At 65.1% G+C, this 16776-nt stretch carries 18 protein-coding genes and 1 tRNA gene; 11 read left to right on the top strand and 8 right to left on the bottom strand.

The features are described 5' to 3' along the window. Position 1 precedes the first annotated feature (1 nt). Positions 2-1090, bottom strand: a complete 1089-nt coding sequence (locus CF70_RS10780) for a hypothetical protein (RefSeq protein WP_035863977.1) — start codon at positions 1088-1090, stop codon at positions 2-4. Between the two features lie 168 nt (positions 1091-1258). Here CF70_RS10780 and CF70_RS10775 point away from each other — a divergent pair, with 168 nt between their 5' ends. Continuing rightward, complete coding sequence (locus tag CF70_RS10775; RefSeq protein WP_035863975.1) at positions 1259-1801, top strand: flavin reductase family protein; 543 nt, start codon at positions 1259-1261, stop codon at positions 1799-1801. Positions 1802-1829: 28 nt separating this feature from the next. Beyond that, a complete protein-coding gene (locus tag CF70_RS10770) occupies positions 1830-2276 on the top strand; it encodes a MarR family winged helix-turn-helix transcriptional regulator (protein WP_035863973.1) in 447 nt (148 codons plus the stop codon). 19 nt (positions 2277-2295) lie between these two features. On the opposite strand, the gene CF70_RS10765 is transcribed toward CF70_RS10770, so the two are convergent. Next, on the bottom strand, positions 2296-2778 hold the full coding sequence (locus CF70_RS10765; RefSeq protein ID WP_035863970.1) for an Lrp/AsnC family transcriptional regulator: 483 nt from the start codon (positions 2776-2778) through the stop codon (positions 2296-2298). A 163-nt stretch (positions 2779-2941) separates the two neighbouring features. Between CF70_RS10765 and kynB the strand changes: the two genes are divergently transcribed. Genes kynB through kynA form a run of 3 tightly spaced genes read left to right on the top strand, consistent with a single transcriptional unit; the run spans position 2942 to position 5795 of the window. Beyond that, positions 2942-3598 carry an arylformamidase gene (gene kynB, locus CF70_RS10760; protein ID WP_035863968.1) on the top strand — a complete coding sequence of 219 codons (657 nt, stop codon included), beginning with the start codon at positions 2942-2944 and terminating at the stop codon, positions 3596-3598. 37 nt (positions 3599-3635) lie between these two features. Next, positions 3636-4892 carry a kynureninase gene (kynU, locus tag CF70_RS10755; protein WP_035863966.1) on the top strand — a complete coding sequence of 419 codons (1257 nt, stop codon included), beginning with the start codon at positions 3636-3638 and terminating at the stop codon, positions 4890-4892. A 15-nt stretch (positions 4893-4907) separates the two neighbouring features. Continuing rightward, on the top strand, positions 4908-5795 hold the full coding sequence (kynA, locus tag CF70_RS10750; RefSeq protein ID WP_035863964.1) for a tryptophan 2,3-dioxygenase: 888 nt from the start codon (positions 4908-4910) through the stop codon (positions 5793-5795). A 53-nt stretch (positions 5796-5848) separates the two neighbouring features. On the opposite strand, the gene CF70_RS10745 is transcribed toward kynA, so the two are convergent. After that, positions 5849-6664 (bottom strand): IclR family transcriptional regulator, encoded by an 816-nt coding sequence (locus CF70_RS10745; RefSeq protein ID WP_035863962.1) that lies wholly within the window; start codon positions 6662-6664, stop codon positions 5849-5851. A 212-nt stretch (positions 6665-6876) separates the two neighbouring features. On the opposite strand from CF70_RS10745, the gene CF70_RS10740 reads away from it, so the two are divergent. After that, entirely contained in the window at positions 6877-8070 is a 1194-nt protein-coding gene (locus tag CF70_RS10740) for an acyl-CoA dehydrogenase (RefSeq protein WP_035863960.1), read from the top strand. 161 nt (positions 8071-8231) lie between these two features. Here CF70_RS10740 and CF70_RS10735 read toward each other — a convergent pair whose 3' ends face one another. After that, positions 8232-8870 (bottom strand): peroxiredoxin, encoded by a 639-nt coding sequence (locus CF70_RS10735; protein WP_035863958.1) that lies wholly within the window; start codon positions 8868-8870, stop codon positions 8232-8234. Between the two features lie 229 nt (positions 8871-9099). Here CF70_RS10735 and CF70_RS10730 point away from each other — a divergent pair, with 229 nt between their 5' ends. The 5 genes from CF70_RS10730 to CF70_RS10710 all read left to right on the top strand — a co-directional run bounded on the left by CF70_RS10730 (position 9100) and on the right by CF70_RS10710 (position 13723). Further along, entirely contained in the window at positions 9100-9417 is a 318-nt protein-coding gene (locus CF70_RS10730) for a DUF883 family protein (protein ID WP_324291756.1), read from the top strand. A gap of 170 nt (positions 9418-9587) precedes the next feature. Further along, positions 9588-9968: a phage holin family protein gene (locus CF70_RS10725; protein ID WP_035863955.1), complete on the top strand. Its 381-nt coding sequence runs from the start codon at positions 9588-9590 to the stop codon at positions 9966-9968. Continuing rightward, on the top strand, positions 9965-10465 hold the full coding sequence (locus CF70_RS10720) for a DUF3318 domain-containing protein (RefSeq protein WP_035863953.1): 501 nt from the start codon (positions 9965-9967) through the stop codon (positions 10463-10465). Before CF70_RS10725 ends, CF70_RS10720 begins: the two co-directional genes overlap by 4 nt. A gap of 155 nt (positions 10466-10620) precedes the next feature. Next, on the top strand, positions 10621-11781 hold the full coding sequence (locus tag CF70_RS10715; protein ID WP_081862118.1) for an AI-2E family transporter: 1161 nt from the start codon (positions 10621-10623) through the stop codon (positions 11779-11781). A gap of 46 nt (positions 11782-11827) precedes the next feature. Further along, positions 11828-13723 carry a S9 family peptidase gene (locus CF70_RS10710; RefSeq protein ID WP_035863949.1) on the top strand — a complete coding sequence of 632 codons (1896 nt, stop codon included), beginning with the start codon at positions 11828-11830 and terminating at the stop codon, positions 13721-13723. Between the two features lie 109 nt (positions 13724-13832). Here CF70_RS10710 and CF70_RS10705 read toward each other — a convergent pair. The 4 genes from CF70_RS10705 to ybgF all read right to left on the bottom strand — a co-directional run bounded on the left by CF70_RS10705 (position 13833) and on the right by ybgF (position 16758). Continuing rightward, a tRNA-Lys gene (locus CF70_RS10705) sits at positions 13833-13908 on the bottom strand. Between the two features lie 71 nt (positions 13909-13979). Continuing rightward, the gene (locus tag CF70_RS10700) at positions 13980-15095 is read right to left on the bottom strand and encodes a YeeE/YedE family protein (protein ID WP_035863947.1); all 1116 of its coding nucleotides are present in this window, start codon (positions 15093-15095) and stop codon (positions 13980-13982) included. A gap of 83 nt (positions 15096-15178) precedes the next feature. Beyond that, positions 15179-15862, bottom strand: coding sequence for a 7-cyano-7-deazaguanine synthase QueC (queC, locus tag CF70_RS10695; protein ID WP_035864102.1), 684 nt, complete (start codon positions 15860-15862; stop codon positions 15179-15181). Between the two features lie 137 nt (positions 15863-15999). Then, positions 16000-16758, bottom strand: a complete 759-nt coding sequence (gene ybgF / locus CF70_RS10690) for a tol-pal system protein YbgF (RefSeq protein WP_035863945.1) — start codon at positions 16756-16758, stop codon at positions 16000-16002. Positions 16759-16776: the final 18 nt, after the last annotated feature.

Here is a 16776-nt window from a genome sequence, read left to right as displayed (position 1 = left end):
CTCATGCATCCGCCTTGGTGGATTGGCCTGGACTGGCAAGCCGGCCCTCGTCGACCTCGCCCGCGCCGTCGAGCGTGATCGTGCAGTTGCGCAGCGGCAGGTCGAAGTGGCCCAGCGTATGGCGGCCGGCCACCTCGTTGGCGCCGGTGGAATAGAGAAAGTTGCCGGCAAAGGCGCGCAACTCTGTCCCGTTGCAGTCGCGCTTGTCATAGAAGGTCATGGCATCCCAGCGGGCCTGCGGGTTCAGGCCCCAGCCCACATGCGAGACCGCGTAGGCATCGCGCGTGCCTTCGCGGTCGGCCCAGGCCGCGTAGTAGCCGCGCATCATGTCGGCGTCCATGCCCTGCCCTTCGATGCCGACCATGTAGTCATCCTCGATATGGCAGACGATGGTGTCGCGCAGGTAAGTCTTGAAGGTCAGGTTGACGTCGCCTGGCGCCAGCACCAGGGTGCCGTTCACCTGCCCGCCGGCGGGGAATGCCAGGCAAAGGCCGCCCGGCCAGTGCGCGACCTGGCCCGGCTTGTTGCAGTAGCCCCAGACACCGCCCACGCGCGCGCTTGCCAGGCCGACGCGCAACTCGGTGCCTGCCGCCGAGTGCACGCGCATCTCGCGCGCGCCGCGCAGCCGCTTCATCGCTGCGCGCACGCTGCCCTCCAGCGCGGGATCGGGCAGGCAGCGCTCCAGGATTTCGGGGTGTTCGTTGCTGACCATCAACAGGCGCGGCACGATGCCGTCGGCGCCTTTCAGAATCAGGGGCAGTTCGGGCGCATGGAGCAGGCCCTCCACGGTGCAATCGATCACCAGGTGGCAGCGCTGCAAGGCGGCTACCACGGGTGCCAGTTGCTGCAGGGCATCACTGGCCCCGGTGGAACGCACCGGCGCTGGCGCCTGAAGCGCCGGGGACGGTACCCGCAGGCGCACCGGCGTGGCGCCGAGCGATTGCACGGCCAGTTCAGCCAACTCCACATTGACGCGTCGGGATTGGGACTCCGTTACAATCCCAACCACTTCCTGGGCGGTCAGGGCGCACAGTTCAAGGGTGCGCCGAAAAGCCGCCAGCCAGCGGTGCTCGATTTGCTCGATGAGCATTTGTCTCCTCCTGGTGCGATCCTGCCGTGGTCTTGGCATGGTCCCGGCGGCAGTCTTGGTGGGTCTGCCCACCGATGCCGCCGCCGGGCGCATTAGCTTGTGCTTGTGATTCTTGTCGCTGGCGCAAATAATATATGAAATTTCATGGATCCCAGTGGAGCCCGCACGATGGGCATGCCTGAGGCCTCCGGCAAGGCCGCCTCTCCCGATTTCGATACGCTGCACTTCCGGCGCGCGCTGTCCCAGTTCGCCACCGGCGTGACGGTCATCACCACCCGTGCGGGCCCCGGCTCGCCGCCGGGTGCGCCGTTCGTGGGCATCACCGCCAGTTCGTTCAACTCGGTCTCGCTCGATCCGCCGCTTGTACTGTGGAGCATGGCCACGCGCGCCAACAGCCTGCCGATGTTCCGCGACGGTTCGCACTACATCATCAATGTGCTGTCGGCATCGCAACTCGATCTGTGCCAGCGCTTCGCCACGCTCAAGGGCGACCGCTTCGCCGGTGTCGACTACCGCCTCTCCGAGACCGGCCTGCCGATCCTGGCCAATGCGCTGGCCTGGTTCGAATGCCACAACCGCAGCCGCTACGACGAGGGCGACCACGTCATCTTCGTGGGCGAGGTGGAACGTTGCGGCGTGCACGACAGCGCGGGCAACCCGCTGGTGTTCCACGACGGCCGCTTTGCCACCACCCGCCCGCTGACGGACTGAAACGCAGGCGCACAAGGCCATCGCAGCCATGACGGATTCGCCCAAGCCCGCTTTTGTCGACGGCTACCTGCCTTATCTGCTGGCGCGGGCCAGCTACCTGGTGTCGGGCGAATTCCACCGGCAGGTGGAAGCGGCGGGCTTCTCCGTGCCCGAATGGCGCGTGCTCGCCACGCTGGCCGACCGGCCGGATTGCACCATCGGCGCCCTGGCCGATATCACGCTGACCAAGCAACCCACCCTGACCAAGCTGATCGACCGCATGGCCGCCAGCGGCCTTGTCGCGCGCCGCAACGGCGCGGACGACCGCCGGCATGCGCTGGTCTCGATCACCCCGCGCGGCCGCGCCCGCGCCCGCGCACTGCTCGAACAAGCCGCCGCGCACGAGCAGCAGGTGCTGGACGACTTCGGCCCGCAGCAAGGCGACCAGCTCAAGGACACCCTGCGCCGGCTGATCGCGCTGCATTCGCCGCGCTGATTGGCGCCAGGGCGGCGGCTCAGGACGACGGATCGCCCTTGATCACCGCCAGCGGCGACCCGTCGGTCTTGATCCTCTGCAGCACGATGTTCGAACGGATATCCATCACGCCGGGCGTGCGATAGAGCCGGTTGACGATGAAATCCGAGTAATGCTTGAGATTGCGCGCCTGCACCTTCAGGATGTAGTTGCTGTCGCCGGTGATGATGTAGGCCGACACCACTTCGGGCCAGGCCTGCACCGCCGCGTTGAACGTGTCGTGCCATCCCTCCGTTTCGGGGCGCATGGACACCTGCACGATCGCTTCCAGCTCCAGGCCAAGCATTTCGGCATCGAACCAGGCGCGGTAGCCGCCGATCACCCCGCTCTCCTCCAGCAGCCGGACCCGCCGCAAGCAGGCTGAAGGCGACAGCGCCACGCGGTCGGCCAGGTCCTGGTTGCTGATGCGCCCGTTCTCCTGCAGGCAGGTCAGGATGCGTAAATCGATGGGATCGAGGTTCATTTCGCAGATTCTTCCATGGCTTCATTCATTCATGAAATTCTATGCGAAATATGCACCGGCAACGCGGTCAATTAGCAAGCCTCTTGCCCGGAATATTGACTATCATGCCGTCATCCGCTCCACGTAGAGCACCGGAACGCCGGCCCCCGGCATCAGCCATCCAATGACAAACCACCCCGCCCCCGACATCCAGCGCCAGCTGTGGGACATCAGCCCGCCGCTCTCGCCCGACACGCCTGTGTGGCCCGGAGACACGCCTTTCCAGCAGCAAGCCGCCTGGCAGATGGACGCGCACTGCCCGGTCAATGTCGGGCGCATCACGCTGTCGCCGCACACCGGCGCGCATGCCGACGCACCGCTGCACTACGCCGCGGACGGCGCGCCCATCGGTGAAGTGGACCTGGCGCCCTATCTCGGCCTTTGCCGGGTGATCCATTGCATCGGCGCCAGCCCGCTGGTCGAACCGCACCATATCGGGCATGCCCTCGCGGGCGTGCCGCCACGTGTGCTGCTGCGCACTTACCGGCAAGCTCCGCTGGCGCAGTGGGATCCCGGCTTCTGCGCGGTCGCGCCAGGGACCATCGCGCTGCTGGCCGCGCATGGCGTCGCGCTGGTCGGCATCGATACGCCTTCGCTGGACCCGCAGGAATCCAAGACCATGGACGCGCACAACATGGTGCGCCGCCATCGTCTCGCCATCCTTGAAGGACTGGTGCTCGACGCGGTGCCGGAAGCCGACTACGAACTGATCGCGCTGCCCCTGCGCTTTGCCGGACTCGATGCGAGCCCGGTACGCGCCGTGCTGCGCAGCCTGACCTGAACCCACCGAACCGCCCCCTCCAGGAAACCTCTCACCCATGACTGCAATGACCCGCGAGCAATGCCTCGCCCTTGACCAGCAGGACCCGCTGCGCAGCCTGCGCGAACAGTTCGCACTGCCGGACGGCGTGATCTATCTCGACGGCAACTCGCTGGGCGCCCGCCCGCGCAGCGCCGCGGCACGTGCCGCCAACGTGGTAAGCGAGGAGTGGGGCACGGGCCTGATCCGCAGCTGGAACACCGCCGGCTGGTTCGAGCTGCCGCAACGCCTGGGCAATATGCTGGCACCGCTGGTGGGCGCCGGCGAGGATGAAATCGTCGTCACAGATACCACGTCGATCAACCTGTTCAAGGTGCTGGCGGCCGCGCTGCGCGTGCAGCAGACGCGCGACCCGAAGCGCAAGGTCATCGTGTCGGAGGCAAGCAATTTCCCCACCGACCTCTACATCGCCCAAGGGCTGGCCGACCTGCTTCAGCAGGGTTACTCGCTGCGCCTGGTGAACGCCCCCGAGGAAATCGATGCGGCGGTCGACGCCGACACCGCCGTGCTGATGCTGACCCACGTCAACTACAAGACGGGCGAAATGCTGGATATGGCAGGCCTCACTGAGATGGCGCACGCCCGCGGCGTGCTCACCGTATGGGACCTGGCCCATTCAGCCGGCGCGGTGCCGGTGGCGCTGAACGCGTCCAAGGCCGATTATGCGGTTGGCTGCACCTACAAATATCTGAATGGCGGCCCGGGCTCGCCCGCCTTCCTGTGGGTCGCGCCGGCACTGCGCGACGCTTTCTGGCAACCGCTGTCCGGCTGGTGGGGCCATGCCGCGCCGTTCGCGATGGAACCCGGCTATCGCCCCCGCGAAGGCGTGGCCCGCTTCCTGTGCGGCACCCAGCCCATCACCTCGCTGGCCATGGTCGAATGCGGCCTGGATATCTTTGCCCAGACCGACATGCAGTCGCTGCGCGCCAAGTCGCTGCAACTGACCGATCTCTTTATCGCGCTGGTGGAGGCACGCTGCGGCCATCACCCGCTCGAACTGGTCACCCCCCGCGCCCACACGCGCCGCGGCAGCCATGTCAGCTTTGCCCATCCGGACGGCTTCGGGCTGGTGCAGGCCCTGATCGAACGCGGCGTCATCGGCGACTACCGCGAGCCGCGTGTCGCGCGCTTCGGCTTCACCCCGCTGTACACCAGCTTCACGGAAGTGTGGGATGCGGTCGAAATCATGCGCGATGTGCTGGACAGCGGCAGCTACAAGGCCGAGCGCCACCAGACCCGCGGCCAGGTGACCTGAGCAGGAGAACGCAAAATGAATAGCAACAAAGGATGCCCGATGTCGGGCGCGGGCCTGAGCGTAAAGGAAACCAGCGGCGACGACGCCAGCTGGCACGACGCCCAGATGGATTTCGCCAAGGAGATGAGCTACGGCGATTACCTGGCGCTGGACAAGATCCTCAACGCCCAGCATCCGCTCTCGCCCGAGCACAACGAGATGCTGTTTATCGTGCAGCACCAGACCAGCGAGCTATGGATGAAGCTGGCGCTGCACGAGTTGCGCGCCGCGCGCGAATGCGTGCGCCAGGACCAGTTGCCGCCAGCCTTCAAGATGCTCACGCGGGTGTCGCGCATCATGGAGCAACTGGTGCAGGCGTGGAATGTGCTGGCCACCATGACACCGCCGGAATACTCGGCGATGCGTCCCTACCTGGGGATGTCGTCCGGCTTCCAGTCCTTCCAGTACCGCGAGATCGAATTCATCCTCGGCAACAAAAACGCCGCCATGCTGCGCCCGCATGCACACCAGCCCGAACACCTGGCCCTGGTGGAGGAAGCACTGCGCACGCCATCGCTGTATGACGAGGCGATCCGCCTGATGGCACGGCGCGGCTTTGCCATCGATGCGACCTGCATCGAGCGCGACTGGACCCTGCCGGCCGGCGAAAACGCCTCGGTGGAAGCCGCGTGGCTGGAAGTCTATCGCCAGCCAGAGGCGCACTGGGAACTGTATGAACTGGGCGAGAAGTTCGTCGACCTGGAAGACGCCTTCCGGCAGTGGCGCTTCCGCCATGTCACGACCGTGGAGCGCGTGATCGGCTTCAAGCGCGGCACCGGCGGCACAGAGGGCGTCAGCTACCTGCGCAAGATGCTCGACGTGGTGCTGTTCCCCGAATTGTGGAAGCTGCGCACGGATCTGTAAGAGCGCGACCGCAAGGCGGTGCTGGCCAGGCCGGTACCGCCGCCCCCGAGCGCTCAGAGCGCCGGGTCCGACAGCCGCGCCGCCAGCGCGCGCAAGGCCGGCGCCAGCTTGTCGTGAAATACCGCTTCCTCGACCGAGCCATAGGACGCGCTGCAACTGAGCATGTGCAATTCCTTCTCTCCCACTGGCCGGAACGCCACCGCGCACGCGTGGATGGCAGGATGCCAGTCGCGGAATGACGCCGCGTAACCCAGGGTCGCGGCCTCCGCCACCGTGGCACGCATCGCCGCCTCCTGCGTTTTCCACTGCTCCGGATAAGCCTGGGCAAACTCCGCCAGCACCCGCTCGCGCCTGGCAGCCGGCAAGGCAGCCAGGTAGGCGCGCCCCATCGAACTCGACACCAGCGACAGGCGCGACCCTACCCCCAGCCCGAGCATCACACCCGCATCGTTCCGGATCGATTCAAGATAGATCACCTCCAGCCGCTCCCGCTTGCCCAGCGACACGGATACCCCGTAAGCCTGGGCAAACGCCAGCATGTGCGGGCGCGCCAGCGTGACTACGTTGGAAGCGGAGAGGTAGGAATATCCCAGCGCCAGCACGCCGGCATCGAGCGCGTACTTGCCCAGGCTATCGTCGTAGCGCAGGTAGCCCAGTTGCACCAGCGTGCCGGCCAGCCGGCTCACGGTTGCCTTGGGGAAGCCGGTGCGGCGCACGAAATCCTGGTTGCCGAGCATCGATTCACCGGTGCGGAAACAACGCAGCAACTCAAGGCCGCGCGCCAGCGCGGTGACGAAATTGGGATCGCTTTCGCGCGGTGTGGCGCTGACGACATCTGCTGCGGGCGTGGCTTGCGATTCGGTGGCCAAAGGAAGTCTCCGCGGGTGGGATGAAGGCGCGCGCCTATTGCACGGACCGCGCATTGCGATATACTACATCATCGGAACAAGGTTCCGCAATGCGGAACTCAAAGAGTCCTCGGCAGAGCGCGGAATGCGCCGATAATTCATGAATTCAGGGCCGGCCCGCGCGGCTGCCCATCCCGACCTGCACCGACCTGCACTATCGAAGGAGACGTAATATGGCTGCCAACGCCGAATTCCACTGGGCCGACCCCCTCTTGCTGGACGACCAGCTGAGCGCCGACGAGCGCATGGTGCGCGATGCCGCACTGGCCTATTGCCAGGACAAGCTCGCACCTCGCGTACTGCAATCGTTCCGCAACGAGAAGACCGACATCGAGATCTTCCGCGAGATGGGCGAACTCGGCCTGCTCGGCCCCACCATTCCCGAGGAATACGGCGGCCCCGGCCTGAATTACGTGGCCTACGGCCTGATCGCGCGCGAAGTGGAGCGGGTGGATTCGGGCTACCGTTCGATGATGAGCGTGCAATCGTCGCTGGTGATGGTGCCGATCCACGAGTTCGGCAGCGAGGCGCAAAAGCAGAAATACCTGCCCAAGCTGGCCACCGGCGAGTGGATCGGCTGCTTCGGCCTGACCGAACCCAACCACGGCTCGGACCCGGGCTCCATGGTCACGCGCGCCAAGAAGGTGGCGGGCGGCTATGAACTCTCCGGCGCCAAGATGTGGATCACCAACTCGCCGATCGCCGATGTGTTCGTGGTATGGGGCAAGCTGGTCGGCGACGACGGCAAGGAAGCCATCCGCGGCTTTATCCTGGAAAAGGGCTGGAAGGGCCTGTCGGCTCCGGCCATCCATGGCAAGGTCGGCCTGCGCACCTCGATCACCGGTGAAATCGTCATGGACCAGGTGTTCGTGCCGGAAGAGAACCTGATGCCGGGCGTATCCGGCCTGAAGGGCCCCTTCACCTGCCTGAACTCGGCCCGCTACGGCATCGCCTGGGGCGCCCTGGGCGCGGCCGAATTCTGCTGGCACACCGCGCGCCAGTACACGCTGGACCGCAAGCAGTTCGGCCGCCCCCTGGCGGCCAACCAGCTGATCCAGAAGAAGCTGGCCGACATGCAGACCGAGATCACGCTGGGCCTGCAAGGCTGCCTGCGCCTGGGCCGCATGAAGGACGAAGGCACCGCCGCGGTGGAAATCACCTCGATCATGAAGCGCAACTCCTGCGGCAAGTCGCTGGACATCGCCCGCGTCGCGCGCGACATGCTCGGCGGCAACGGCATCTCGGACGAGTTCGGCGTGATCCGTCACGTGGTCAACCTCGAAGTGGTCAACACTTACGAAGGCACCCATGACATCCACGCCCTGATCCTGGGCCGCGCCCAGACCGGCATCCAGGCCTTCTTCTAAATTCCCGGGCCCGGAAGCCGGACCGCCCGTTCTCCCGCAGAAAATTAAAAAGGCCCGGCTGCGAAGCCGGGCCAAGCACACTACCAAGGAGAGACGACGGGCGAGCCCATCGTTGTACAACACTGGCCAGCCGGCCGGGCGCAGCGCGCCCCGCCGGCTGCTTACTTGTTGGGTTGCGGCGTCAGCCGCAGGTAAGGCCGCACGGCCTTGTAACCCTTCGGAAATTTCTGCTTTATCACCTCCTCGTCCTTCAGCGAGGGCACAATCACCACGTCGTCGCCGTCCTGCCAGTTGCCCGGCGTGGCAACGCTATGGCTGTCGGTGAGCTGCAGCGAATCGATCACGCGCAGGATCTCGTTGAAGTTGCGCCCGGTGCTGGCCGGGTAGGTGATGATCAGGCGCACCTTCTTTTTCGGATCGATCACGAACAGCGAACGCACCGTCAGGGTCTCGTTCGCATTGGGGTGGATCATGTCGTAGAGCTGGGAAACCTTGCGGTCGCCATCGGCTAGGATGGGGAAATTGACCGTGGTACCCTGGGTCTCGTCGATGTCCTTGATCCACTCTCGATGAGACTCGACAGGATCGACCGACAGCGCGATCGCCCTGACATTGCGCTTGGCAAAATCGCCCTTTAGCTTCGCCGTCAGACCCAGCTCGGTCGTGCAGACCGGCGTGAAGTCGGCGGGGTGCGAAAACAGAACGCCCCAGCTGTCGCCAAGCCATGAATGAAAGCGAATCGGGCCTTCACTGGAATCCTGCTCGAAATCCGGTGCGATGTCGCCAAGACGTAGTGTCATAAGGGTGTCCTCCAAGGGGGCAAATTCGGGTTGAACCAGTGTAGTGAGATTGCGATCCAACCCAAACGAATATAAAGTCACTACAAAATCACCTTTTTGTCTTAGGACCTTTGTCTGCGTCAATGTCCCACACACGGTGTCGGACTCGTGGTGTTGAAACCACGGCGGTTCCCCGCATATGCTAGTAAAGAGGGTGAGAAGCTGCCCGAGAACGTGCGAGGAAGGCAAAATGTCACAATCCGAAACCACCGCCCGCAAACAGGAGAAACTGATGAGCGATGTCAAGACCGTTTTGTCCGATGCCGAAGAACTGCTTAAGCAAGCGGCCTCGACCACCGGCGAGAAAGCTGCCGAACTGCGCGAGCGCGGCATGGGCCTGCTGAAGCAAGCCAAGGAAAAGGCCCAGGACCTGCAGGACGCCGTAGTCACCAAGAGCAAGGCGGCCGCACGCGCCACCGATGACTATGTACACGACCACCCGTGGCGCGCCGTCGGCGTGGCTGCCGGAGTTGGCCTGCTGATCGGCCTGCTGCTGAACCGCAAGTAATTCGCAAGGCCACAAGCCTCGCGTATGAACCCGAACGCCCCGCACTCAGTCCTCCGTAGGTCGCGAGGCGGTGCGGGGCAACGCCCCGCCAGTGGTCCGACACCGCTGGCGGGGCTTCCCGTTTGTAGCTGGTGCAGCGCATTGCCGCTGCACGCCTTCGCCGGAATTGCATGAGCGACCCCACCTCCTCCCCCAAGTTTATGGATGCCCTGCGCAGCCTGGCAGGATCATTGGTGGCGATGGTGCAGACGCGCCTCGAACTTGCCAGCGTAGAACTCGCGGAAGAACGCTCGCGGCTGACGAAGATGGCCTTGCTGGCCTGTTTCGGCCTGGTGTTCTTCGGCCTGGCCCTGGTGACGCTGACCGTGCTGATCGCCATCCTGTTCTGGGACACTTACCGCTGGCAAGCCCTCTGCGTGCTGGTTGCGTGTTACTTGGCCGCCTGCGCAGCCTGCCTCGCATTCGCCCGTCACCTGGCGCGCAATGCCCCGCCCCTGTTCGAAGCCACGCTGGCCGAGATCGACAAAGACCGGGAGATCCTGCGCCGATGAGCCACCCGAACCAGCCAGACCAGCCCACGGAGAACGTGGCCGGCACCCCGCACCGGGAACATCAGCGCCCGGTGCGTTTCTCGCGCGAGGTGCGCTTGCCGCTCGCCATCCGCAAGGAACTCCTGATCACGCGCGCCGCGCTGGAGCGCTACGACTGCGCCCAGGCGCTTCACCATGTACGGGGCAGCGCAACCCGGTTCGGCCGTTTCAGTGCCTGGCTGCCGCGCATGACCCGGCCTGCTTCCTGGCTCAAGCTGCTGGGCCTGGCCAAGGAATATCCGCTGCTCAGCTCGGCCGTGTCCCTGGCACTGCCGTTACTGCGCAAGACGCCGGTGCTGCGCTGGACGTGGAAGGCCTCCAAGTTCGGCATCCTGGCAGGTGCCGGCTACTGGGTTTATCAAACCTGGCAGAAGGGCAGCGCGGAAGCTGCCCGGCGGGCTCCGCCCGACACCATCGAAACCGTCGACACCGGATTTCGCGACCCGCTGGTACGCTAGTACGCTAGTACCGCACCCTCCAAGCAAGGCCATGGCACACGCCGGCCTTGCCTTTCGGGCGCGCGCTTGCCCGTGGCGGGCGCGATGCGCCTTGGCGCCCAGCGGCAGCCCGTGCGGCGCCCCCGCGATGCCAACCTGACCCAAGGGACAGCGCAATGACCCATCGATCGGATATGCAGCAGAAGGCGTTCTATCTGCTGCTGGCAGTAGTCTCGGTAGCCTTTTGCTTCGTCCTCTGGCCCTTCTTTGGCGCGGTGTTCTGGGGCACCATCCTGGCCATCATCTTCACGCCGCCCAACAACTGGCTGACCCGCCGCATGGGCGGCCGGCGCAACCTGGCGTCGCTGACCACTTTGACGCTGTGCATGCTGATCGTGGTGCTGCCGCTGATCTTCGTCACTGGCGCCCTGCTCCGGGAAGGCGGCACGGTCTACCAGCAGATCAGGTCGGGGCAACTCAATTTTGGCGCCTACTTCCAGCAGGCCGTGCACGCGCTGCCGCCTTCGGTGGGACGGGTGCTGGACCGCTTCGGGCTCCTCGATATCGGCGACTTGCAGCAAAAGCTCACCAATGGCGCCGCCCAGGCCAGCCAGATCATCGCCACGCAGGCGCTGAGTCTCGGACAGAACACCTTCCAGTTCGTGGTCAGCTTCGGCGTGATGCTGTACCTGCTGTTCTTCCTGCTGCGCGATGGTCCGCAGATTTCACGGCTGATCATGCAGGCCATTCCCCTGAGCGAGCCGCACAAACAGCACCTGCTGCGCAAGTTCACCACCGTGGCCCGTGCCACGGTCAAGGGCAATATCGCTGTCGCCGCGGTGCAAGGCGCGCTGGGCGGCCTGATCTTCTGGATACTCGGCATCCAGGGCTCGCTGCTATGGGGCGTGCTGATGGCCTTCCTGTCGCTGCTGCCGGCCGTGGGCGCCGCCCTGATCTGGGGGCCGGTAGCCATCTACTTCCTGCTGACTGGCGACGTGGGCAAAGGCTCGATCCTGATCGGCTTCTGCGCGGTGGTGATCGGCGCGGTGGATAACGTCCTGCGCCCCATCCTGGTCGGCAAGGACACCCGCATGCCCGACTGGGTGGTGCTGATCTCCACGCTGGGCGGCATGGCGCTGTTCGGGCTGAATGGCTTCGTCATCGGTCCGCTGATCGCCGCGCTGTTTATCGCCAGCTGGGACCTGTCCACCTCGACGCGCGACGAAATCGAGCGCCGCGATGCGGCCCAGGACAAGGATTCCACGCCACCGGCACCGCCGGAAGGCCCAGCCGGCGCCCGCGGCGACGCACACCCCGAGGCGTCCCGCACGGATTGAGCCCGCCGCTGTATTTGCCGGCCCCGAACACACCAAGGAGTGAGCATTGCGTCAAATCCACGAGTCATCCGGTGCGCAGGCACCCGCGAAGGTAAAGCACTACAGCGTGCGCGAACTGTTTCGCAAGCCGGACCGCTCCCAGTTCTCGATCTCTCCGGATGGACGTCACCTGTCGTTCCTGGCCAGGCATCAGGGCCGCCAGAATATTTTCGTGCAGGCCATCGACGCCGACGGCAACCTGCTGGGCGAAGCCCGGCCGCTGACCCGCGAAACCGAGCGTGACCTGCCCTTCCACGCCTGGAAAGGCAACACGCACATCCTCTACGTGAAAGACTTCGGCGGCGACGAGAACTTCCACGTGCTGTCGGTGCCGATCGACGGCGGCGACCCGGTCGACCTGACGCCGTACCCCGGCGTACGGGCCGAGATCGTCGACGATCTCGAGGACGACGAGCGCCATATCCTGCTGTCGCACAACAAGCGCGACCCGCAGGTCTTCGATGTGCTGCGCGTCGATGTCGTGACCGGCGAGTCCGTGCAGATCGCCGAGAACCCCGGCAATGTGATGAGCTGGGGCACCGATCATGCCGGCCGCTTGCGCGTGGCGACCGCCAGCGACGGTGTGAATACCACCCTGCTCTATCGCGATACCGAGGACCAGCCCTTCCGCCCGGTCCTGACTACCGATTTCCGCGAGACGGTCGCGCCGCTGTTCTTCACCTTCGACAACAAGCAGTTGTATGTGCAATCCAATCGCGGACGCGACAAGCTGGCGATCTTCGAATTCGATCCGCAGACGGCACAGGAAGGCCGGCTGGTCTTCGAGCACGATGAAGTCGACGTCGGCGGCCTGAGCTACTCGCGTCACCGCCGTGTGCTGAGTGCCGCCTGGTACACGGACTGGAAGACGCACCGCCATTTCTTCGACGCGCACGCCGGGCAGATCCATGCCGACCTGGAACGGCAGCTGCCGGGCTACGAGCACCACATCACCAGCCTCACGCGCGACGAGACCCGCATGATCGTCTCCGCGTCGAGCGACAAGACCGCCGGCACCCGCTACCTGTACGACAGCGGCACGCGCAAGCTGGTCACGCTAGGCAAGGTGCTGCCGTGGCTCGATGAAGCCGACATGGCCGGCATGCGGCCGATCCGGTTCACCTCGCGCGACGGCCTGCAGATCCATGGCTACCTGACGCTGCCGGTAGCCGCCGCTGGCGAGCCCGCGCCCCAGGGCCTGCCGCTCGTGGTCAACCCGCACGGTGGCCCCTGGACGCGTGACGACTGGGGCTTCAACCCCGAGGTGCAGTTGCTGGCGAACCGCGGCTACGCGGTGCTGCAGATCAACTTCCGCGGCTCGACCGGCTACGGCCGCAAGTTCTGGGAAGCGAGCTTCAAGCAATGGGGCAAGACGATGCAGCACGACATCGACGACGGCGTCGACTGGCTCGTCGCGCAGGGCATCGTGGATCCGAAGCGCATGGCGATCTTCGGCGGCAGCTATGGCGGCTATGCGACGCTTGCCGGCGTCGCCTTCACGCCGGACCGCTATGCCGCTGCCATCGACTATGTCGGCGTATCGAACCTGTTCACGCTGCTGGAGACGATTCCCGCGTACTGGACGCCGATGCTCGACATGCTGTACGAGATGATCGGCAATCCCAACGACGAAATCGACCGCCAGGCCATGCACGATGCCTCGCCGGTGTTCTTCGCGGACCGGATCCGCACGCCGCTGCTGGTCGCCCAGGGCGCCAACGATCCGCGCGTCAAGCAAGCCGAGAGCGACCAGATTGTCGAGGCGCTGCGAGCGCGTGGTATCGATGTGGAGTACCTGCTCAAGGAAAACGAAGGCCACGGCTTTCACAACGAGGAGAACCGCTTCGACTTCTACGAGGCGATGGAAGCGTTTCTGGCCAGGCATCTGGCAAGGCAGGGCTGATTGCTGCTGGCCAGGGGGCAGGCTTTTGTTCCCTGCCCAGCCGTTTTCCCCGGCCAGGACCCCAAACAAAAAAGGCGTAGCGGTTGCCCGCTACGCCTTTTCGCAATGCTGGTGGGTCGTGCGTGACTCGAACACGCGACCAACGGATTAAAAGTCCGCTGCTCTACCGACTGAGCTAACGACCCGGAAAAACTGAAGCCGCGATTATAGGAATATCCTGGCCCTAATGTCAACCTCAGCGCGTTAAACGTTCGTGCTAGACCATGCGCTCAAGGCGCCATATCTGGTAGCGGAAGCCCAGCACCGAGCCGGCCAGGATACCGGCCAGCGCAATAAACGAGCCGATTGCCAGCGTCGATACGCCCGACAAGCCCTGGCCGATCGTGCAGCCCAGGGCGGTCACGCCGCCTGCGCCCATCAGGATGCCGCCCACCAGATGGTTGCCAACGTCCTCGGCGCTGCCAAAGCCTTCCCAGCGGAAGGTGCGCGTGACCAGCGCATAGGCGGCGGCCCCGGCCACCACGCCGAACACGCTGACGATGCCAATGGTCAACACCTTGCTCTTGTCGCTGAACATCATCAGCCAGTCCAGCGTATAGGCATACGGAGCGACGAAGCTCAGGCTTTCCATGCGGCCGCTATTGGTGCCCACGAACAGTTCTTCGAGCGTGTTGGGATCTTCGGCGACATAGCCAATATGCCCCGAGACGTACCACATCGCCACGATGATGAGCCCCACCGCAATGCCGCCCAGCAGGTTATCGAACGTTCGGAAGCCGCGTCCGGCCAGCGCCCAGATCACCAGCGCGCCGCCCAGCACCAGCCCGATGCCAAGCTGCAAGGTGCCACGCGCCATGCCGCTGGCATGCGCCAGCACGGAGGGCAGGTCCTGCGTGGTGGGCAGCGTGAGTGCCACCGCATCGACGGTATTCACGCGAATCACGCCGAACAGGCCGCGCAACGTCATGTAGGCGGACAGCCCGAGGAATACGAATACCACCAGCGATTTCAGGTTGCCCGCGCCGATGCGCACCAGGGTCTTGCTGCCACATCCCGAGGCCAGCACCATGCCGAAGCCGAACATCAGCCCGCCCACCAGCGCGGAAAGCCAACTGAGCTTGCTTGCGGCATAGATGGTCCTGGCGGGATCGATATAACCGCCCGCCGCCAGCCCGGCGGTGCCGATCATGGCCACGCCGATGGCGAGGCCCCACATGCGCATGCGGCTCCAGTCGCCCATGTTGACGATGTCGGAGACCGCGCCCATGGTGCAGAAGTGCGTGCGCTGGAGCACCACCCCAAACAGGAAGGTCAGGATGAAGGTGCTCGCCAGTACGGTACGGCTGAGCGCTGCGAGATCGATATCGGGCATGAGTGTCCGGCGGGGGAATCGGAACGGGTGTGTGCGGCGTCAGGGTTGAGCGCGCGCGAGCGCGCGCTCTTGTTTCGCAACCGTCAGGCGGCGCCCTGGTAGCGGGTTGGATCGGGCACGCCGGCGGCCTCGAAACCGGCGCGGCGAATGCGGCAGGAGTCGCATACGCCGCAGGCGCGGCCGTCGTCGTCGGCCTTGTAGCACGACACTGTCATGCCGTAGTCCACCCCGAGCCTGACGCCGGCGCGGATGATTTCGGCCTTGGTCATGTCGATGATGGGCGCGTGCACGCGGATACGCTCGCCCTCCACGCCAGCCTTGGTGGCCAGGTTGGCAAGCGTCTCGTAGGCCGAAACATACTCGGGCCGGCAATCCGGATAGCCTGAGTAATCGACCGCGTTGGCGCCGAAGAACAGGTCGCGGCCGCCAACGGCCTCGGCCCAGCCCAGGGCCAGCGAGAGCATGATGGTATTGCGGGCCGGCACATAGGTGACCGGAATCCCGCCGACCGCGCCGTCGGTGGGCACGTCCAGGCTATCGTCGGTCAGCGCCGAGCCGCCGAAGCGGCGCAGGTCGAGGTCGATGATCTCGTGGCGCACCGCGCCCAGGGCCGCCGCCACGCGCTTGGCTGCCTCCAGTTCCGAGGAATGGCGCTGGCCATAGCGCATCGACAGCGCATAGGTCTCGAAATCCTGCGCATTGGCCATGGCAAGGACGGTGGCGGAGTCCAGGCCGCCGGAAAGCAGGACGATAGCGCGTTTTTTCATGATGGCGGGGGGCGGCGCCTGGCGGCGCCACGCAAAATTCAAGGCGAATCGCGTATTTTAGCGCGACCACGACAAAAGGCCCGCGGATGCGGGCCTTGCGTCGTTCGCCTGCCACCGGCGCTCTGCCGGCGCGGCGCTTACTTCAGCGTCTTGAGGCGATTGGTCGCCGCCTGCGCGCCCTCGGTGCCGGGGTATTTGGCTACCACCTGCTCCAGGGTCTTGCGGGCCGCGGGCTTCTGCCCCGATTCGATCTGGTTGTTGGCGATGGCGATCAGCGCATCCGGCACCTTGGGGTGATCCGGATAGGCCTGCACCATGTTTTGCAGCACCGTGGTGGAACGGCTGTAATCCCGCTGCGCATACAACGAGTTACCTAGCCAGTATTGCGCCAGCGGCACATACGGGCTCTGCGGGTACTTCTTGATAAAGGCCGAGAACACGTTGCCGGCACCCTTGAAGTCCCCGGTCTGGAACTGCTTGAGCGCGGCATCGTATTCAGTCTTCTCGCCGGGTTGCGACAGGCCTTCCCGGCCATCCACGGTGACCTGCTGCGGCTCGAATTTCTTCAGGCGCGCATCGAGGTCGGCGTAGTAGTCCTTCTGCTGTTTCTGCAGCGTGGTCACTTCGTTCTGCAGCATCTCGTTCTGGCCGCGCAGCCGCGCCACTTCCTGGCGCAGGCCCTCGAGCTGGTTCTGCATGTCGAGCTGGGCGCGGCTGTTCTGGTCGATACGCTGCGATGCCGTTGCCTGGAAACCGTTGAACTGGTCCCGCATGGTCACGATGGCTTTGCGCGCCTCGTCATCGTCGAACACGCCGGCCCGCGCCTGCGCAACATGCAGCAGGCTGGCGCAGGACATCGCAGTAAGCAATACCAACTTGGAGACGCGTGCTTTCATGAGTTGGCTATCCGCAGA

Source organism: Cupriavidus sp. SK-3 (assembly GCF_000611145.1).
In the GTDB taxonomy this organism is placed as follows: domain Bacteria; phylum Pseudomonadota; class Gammaproteobacteria; order Burkholderiales; family Burkholderiaceae; genus Cupriavidus.
The sequence above is the reverse complement of the archived record's forward strand: the minus strand, read 5'-3'. Positions and strand labels throughout refer to the sequence as shown.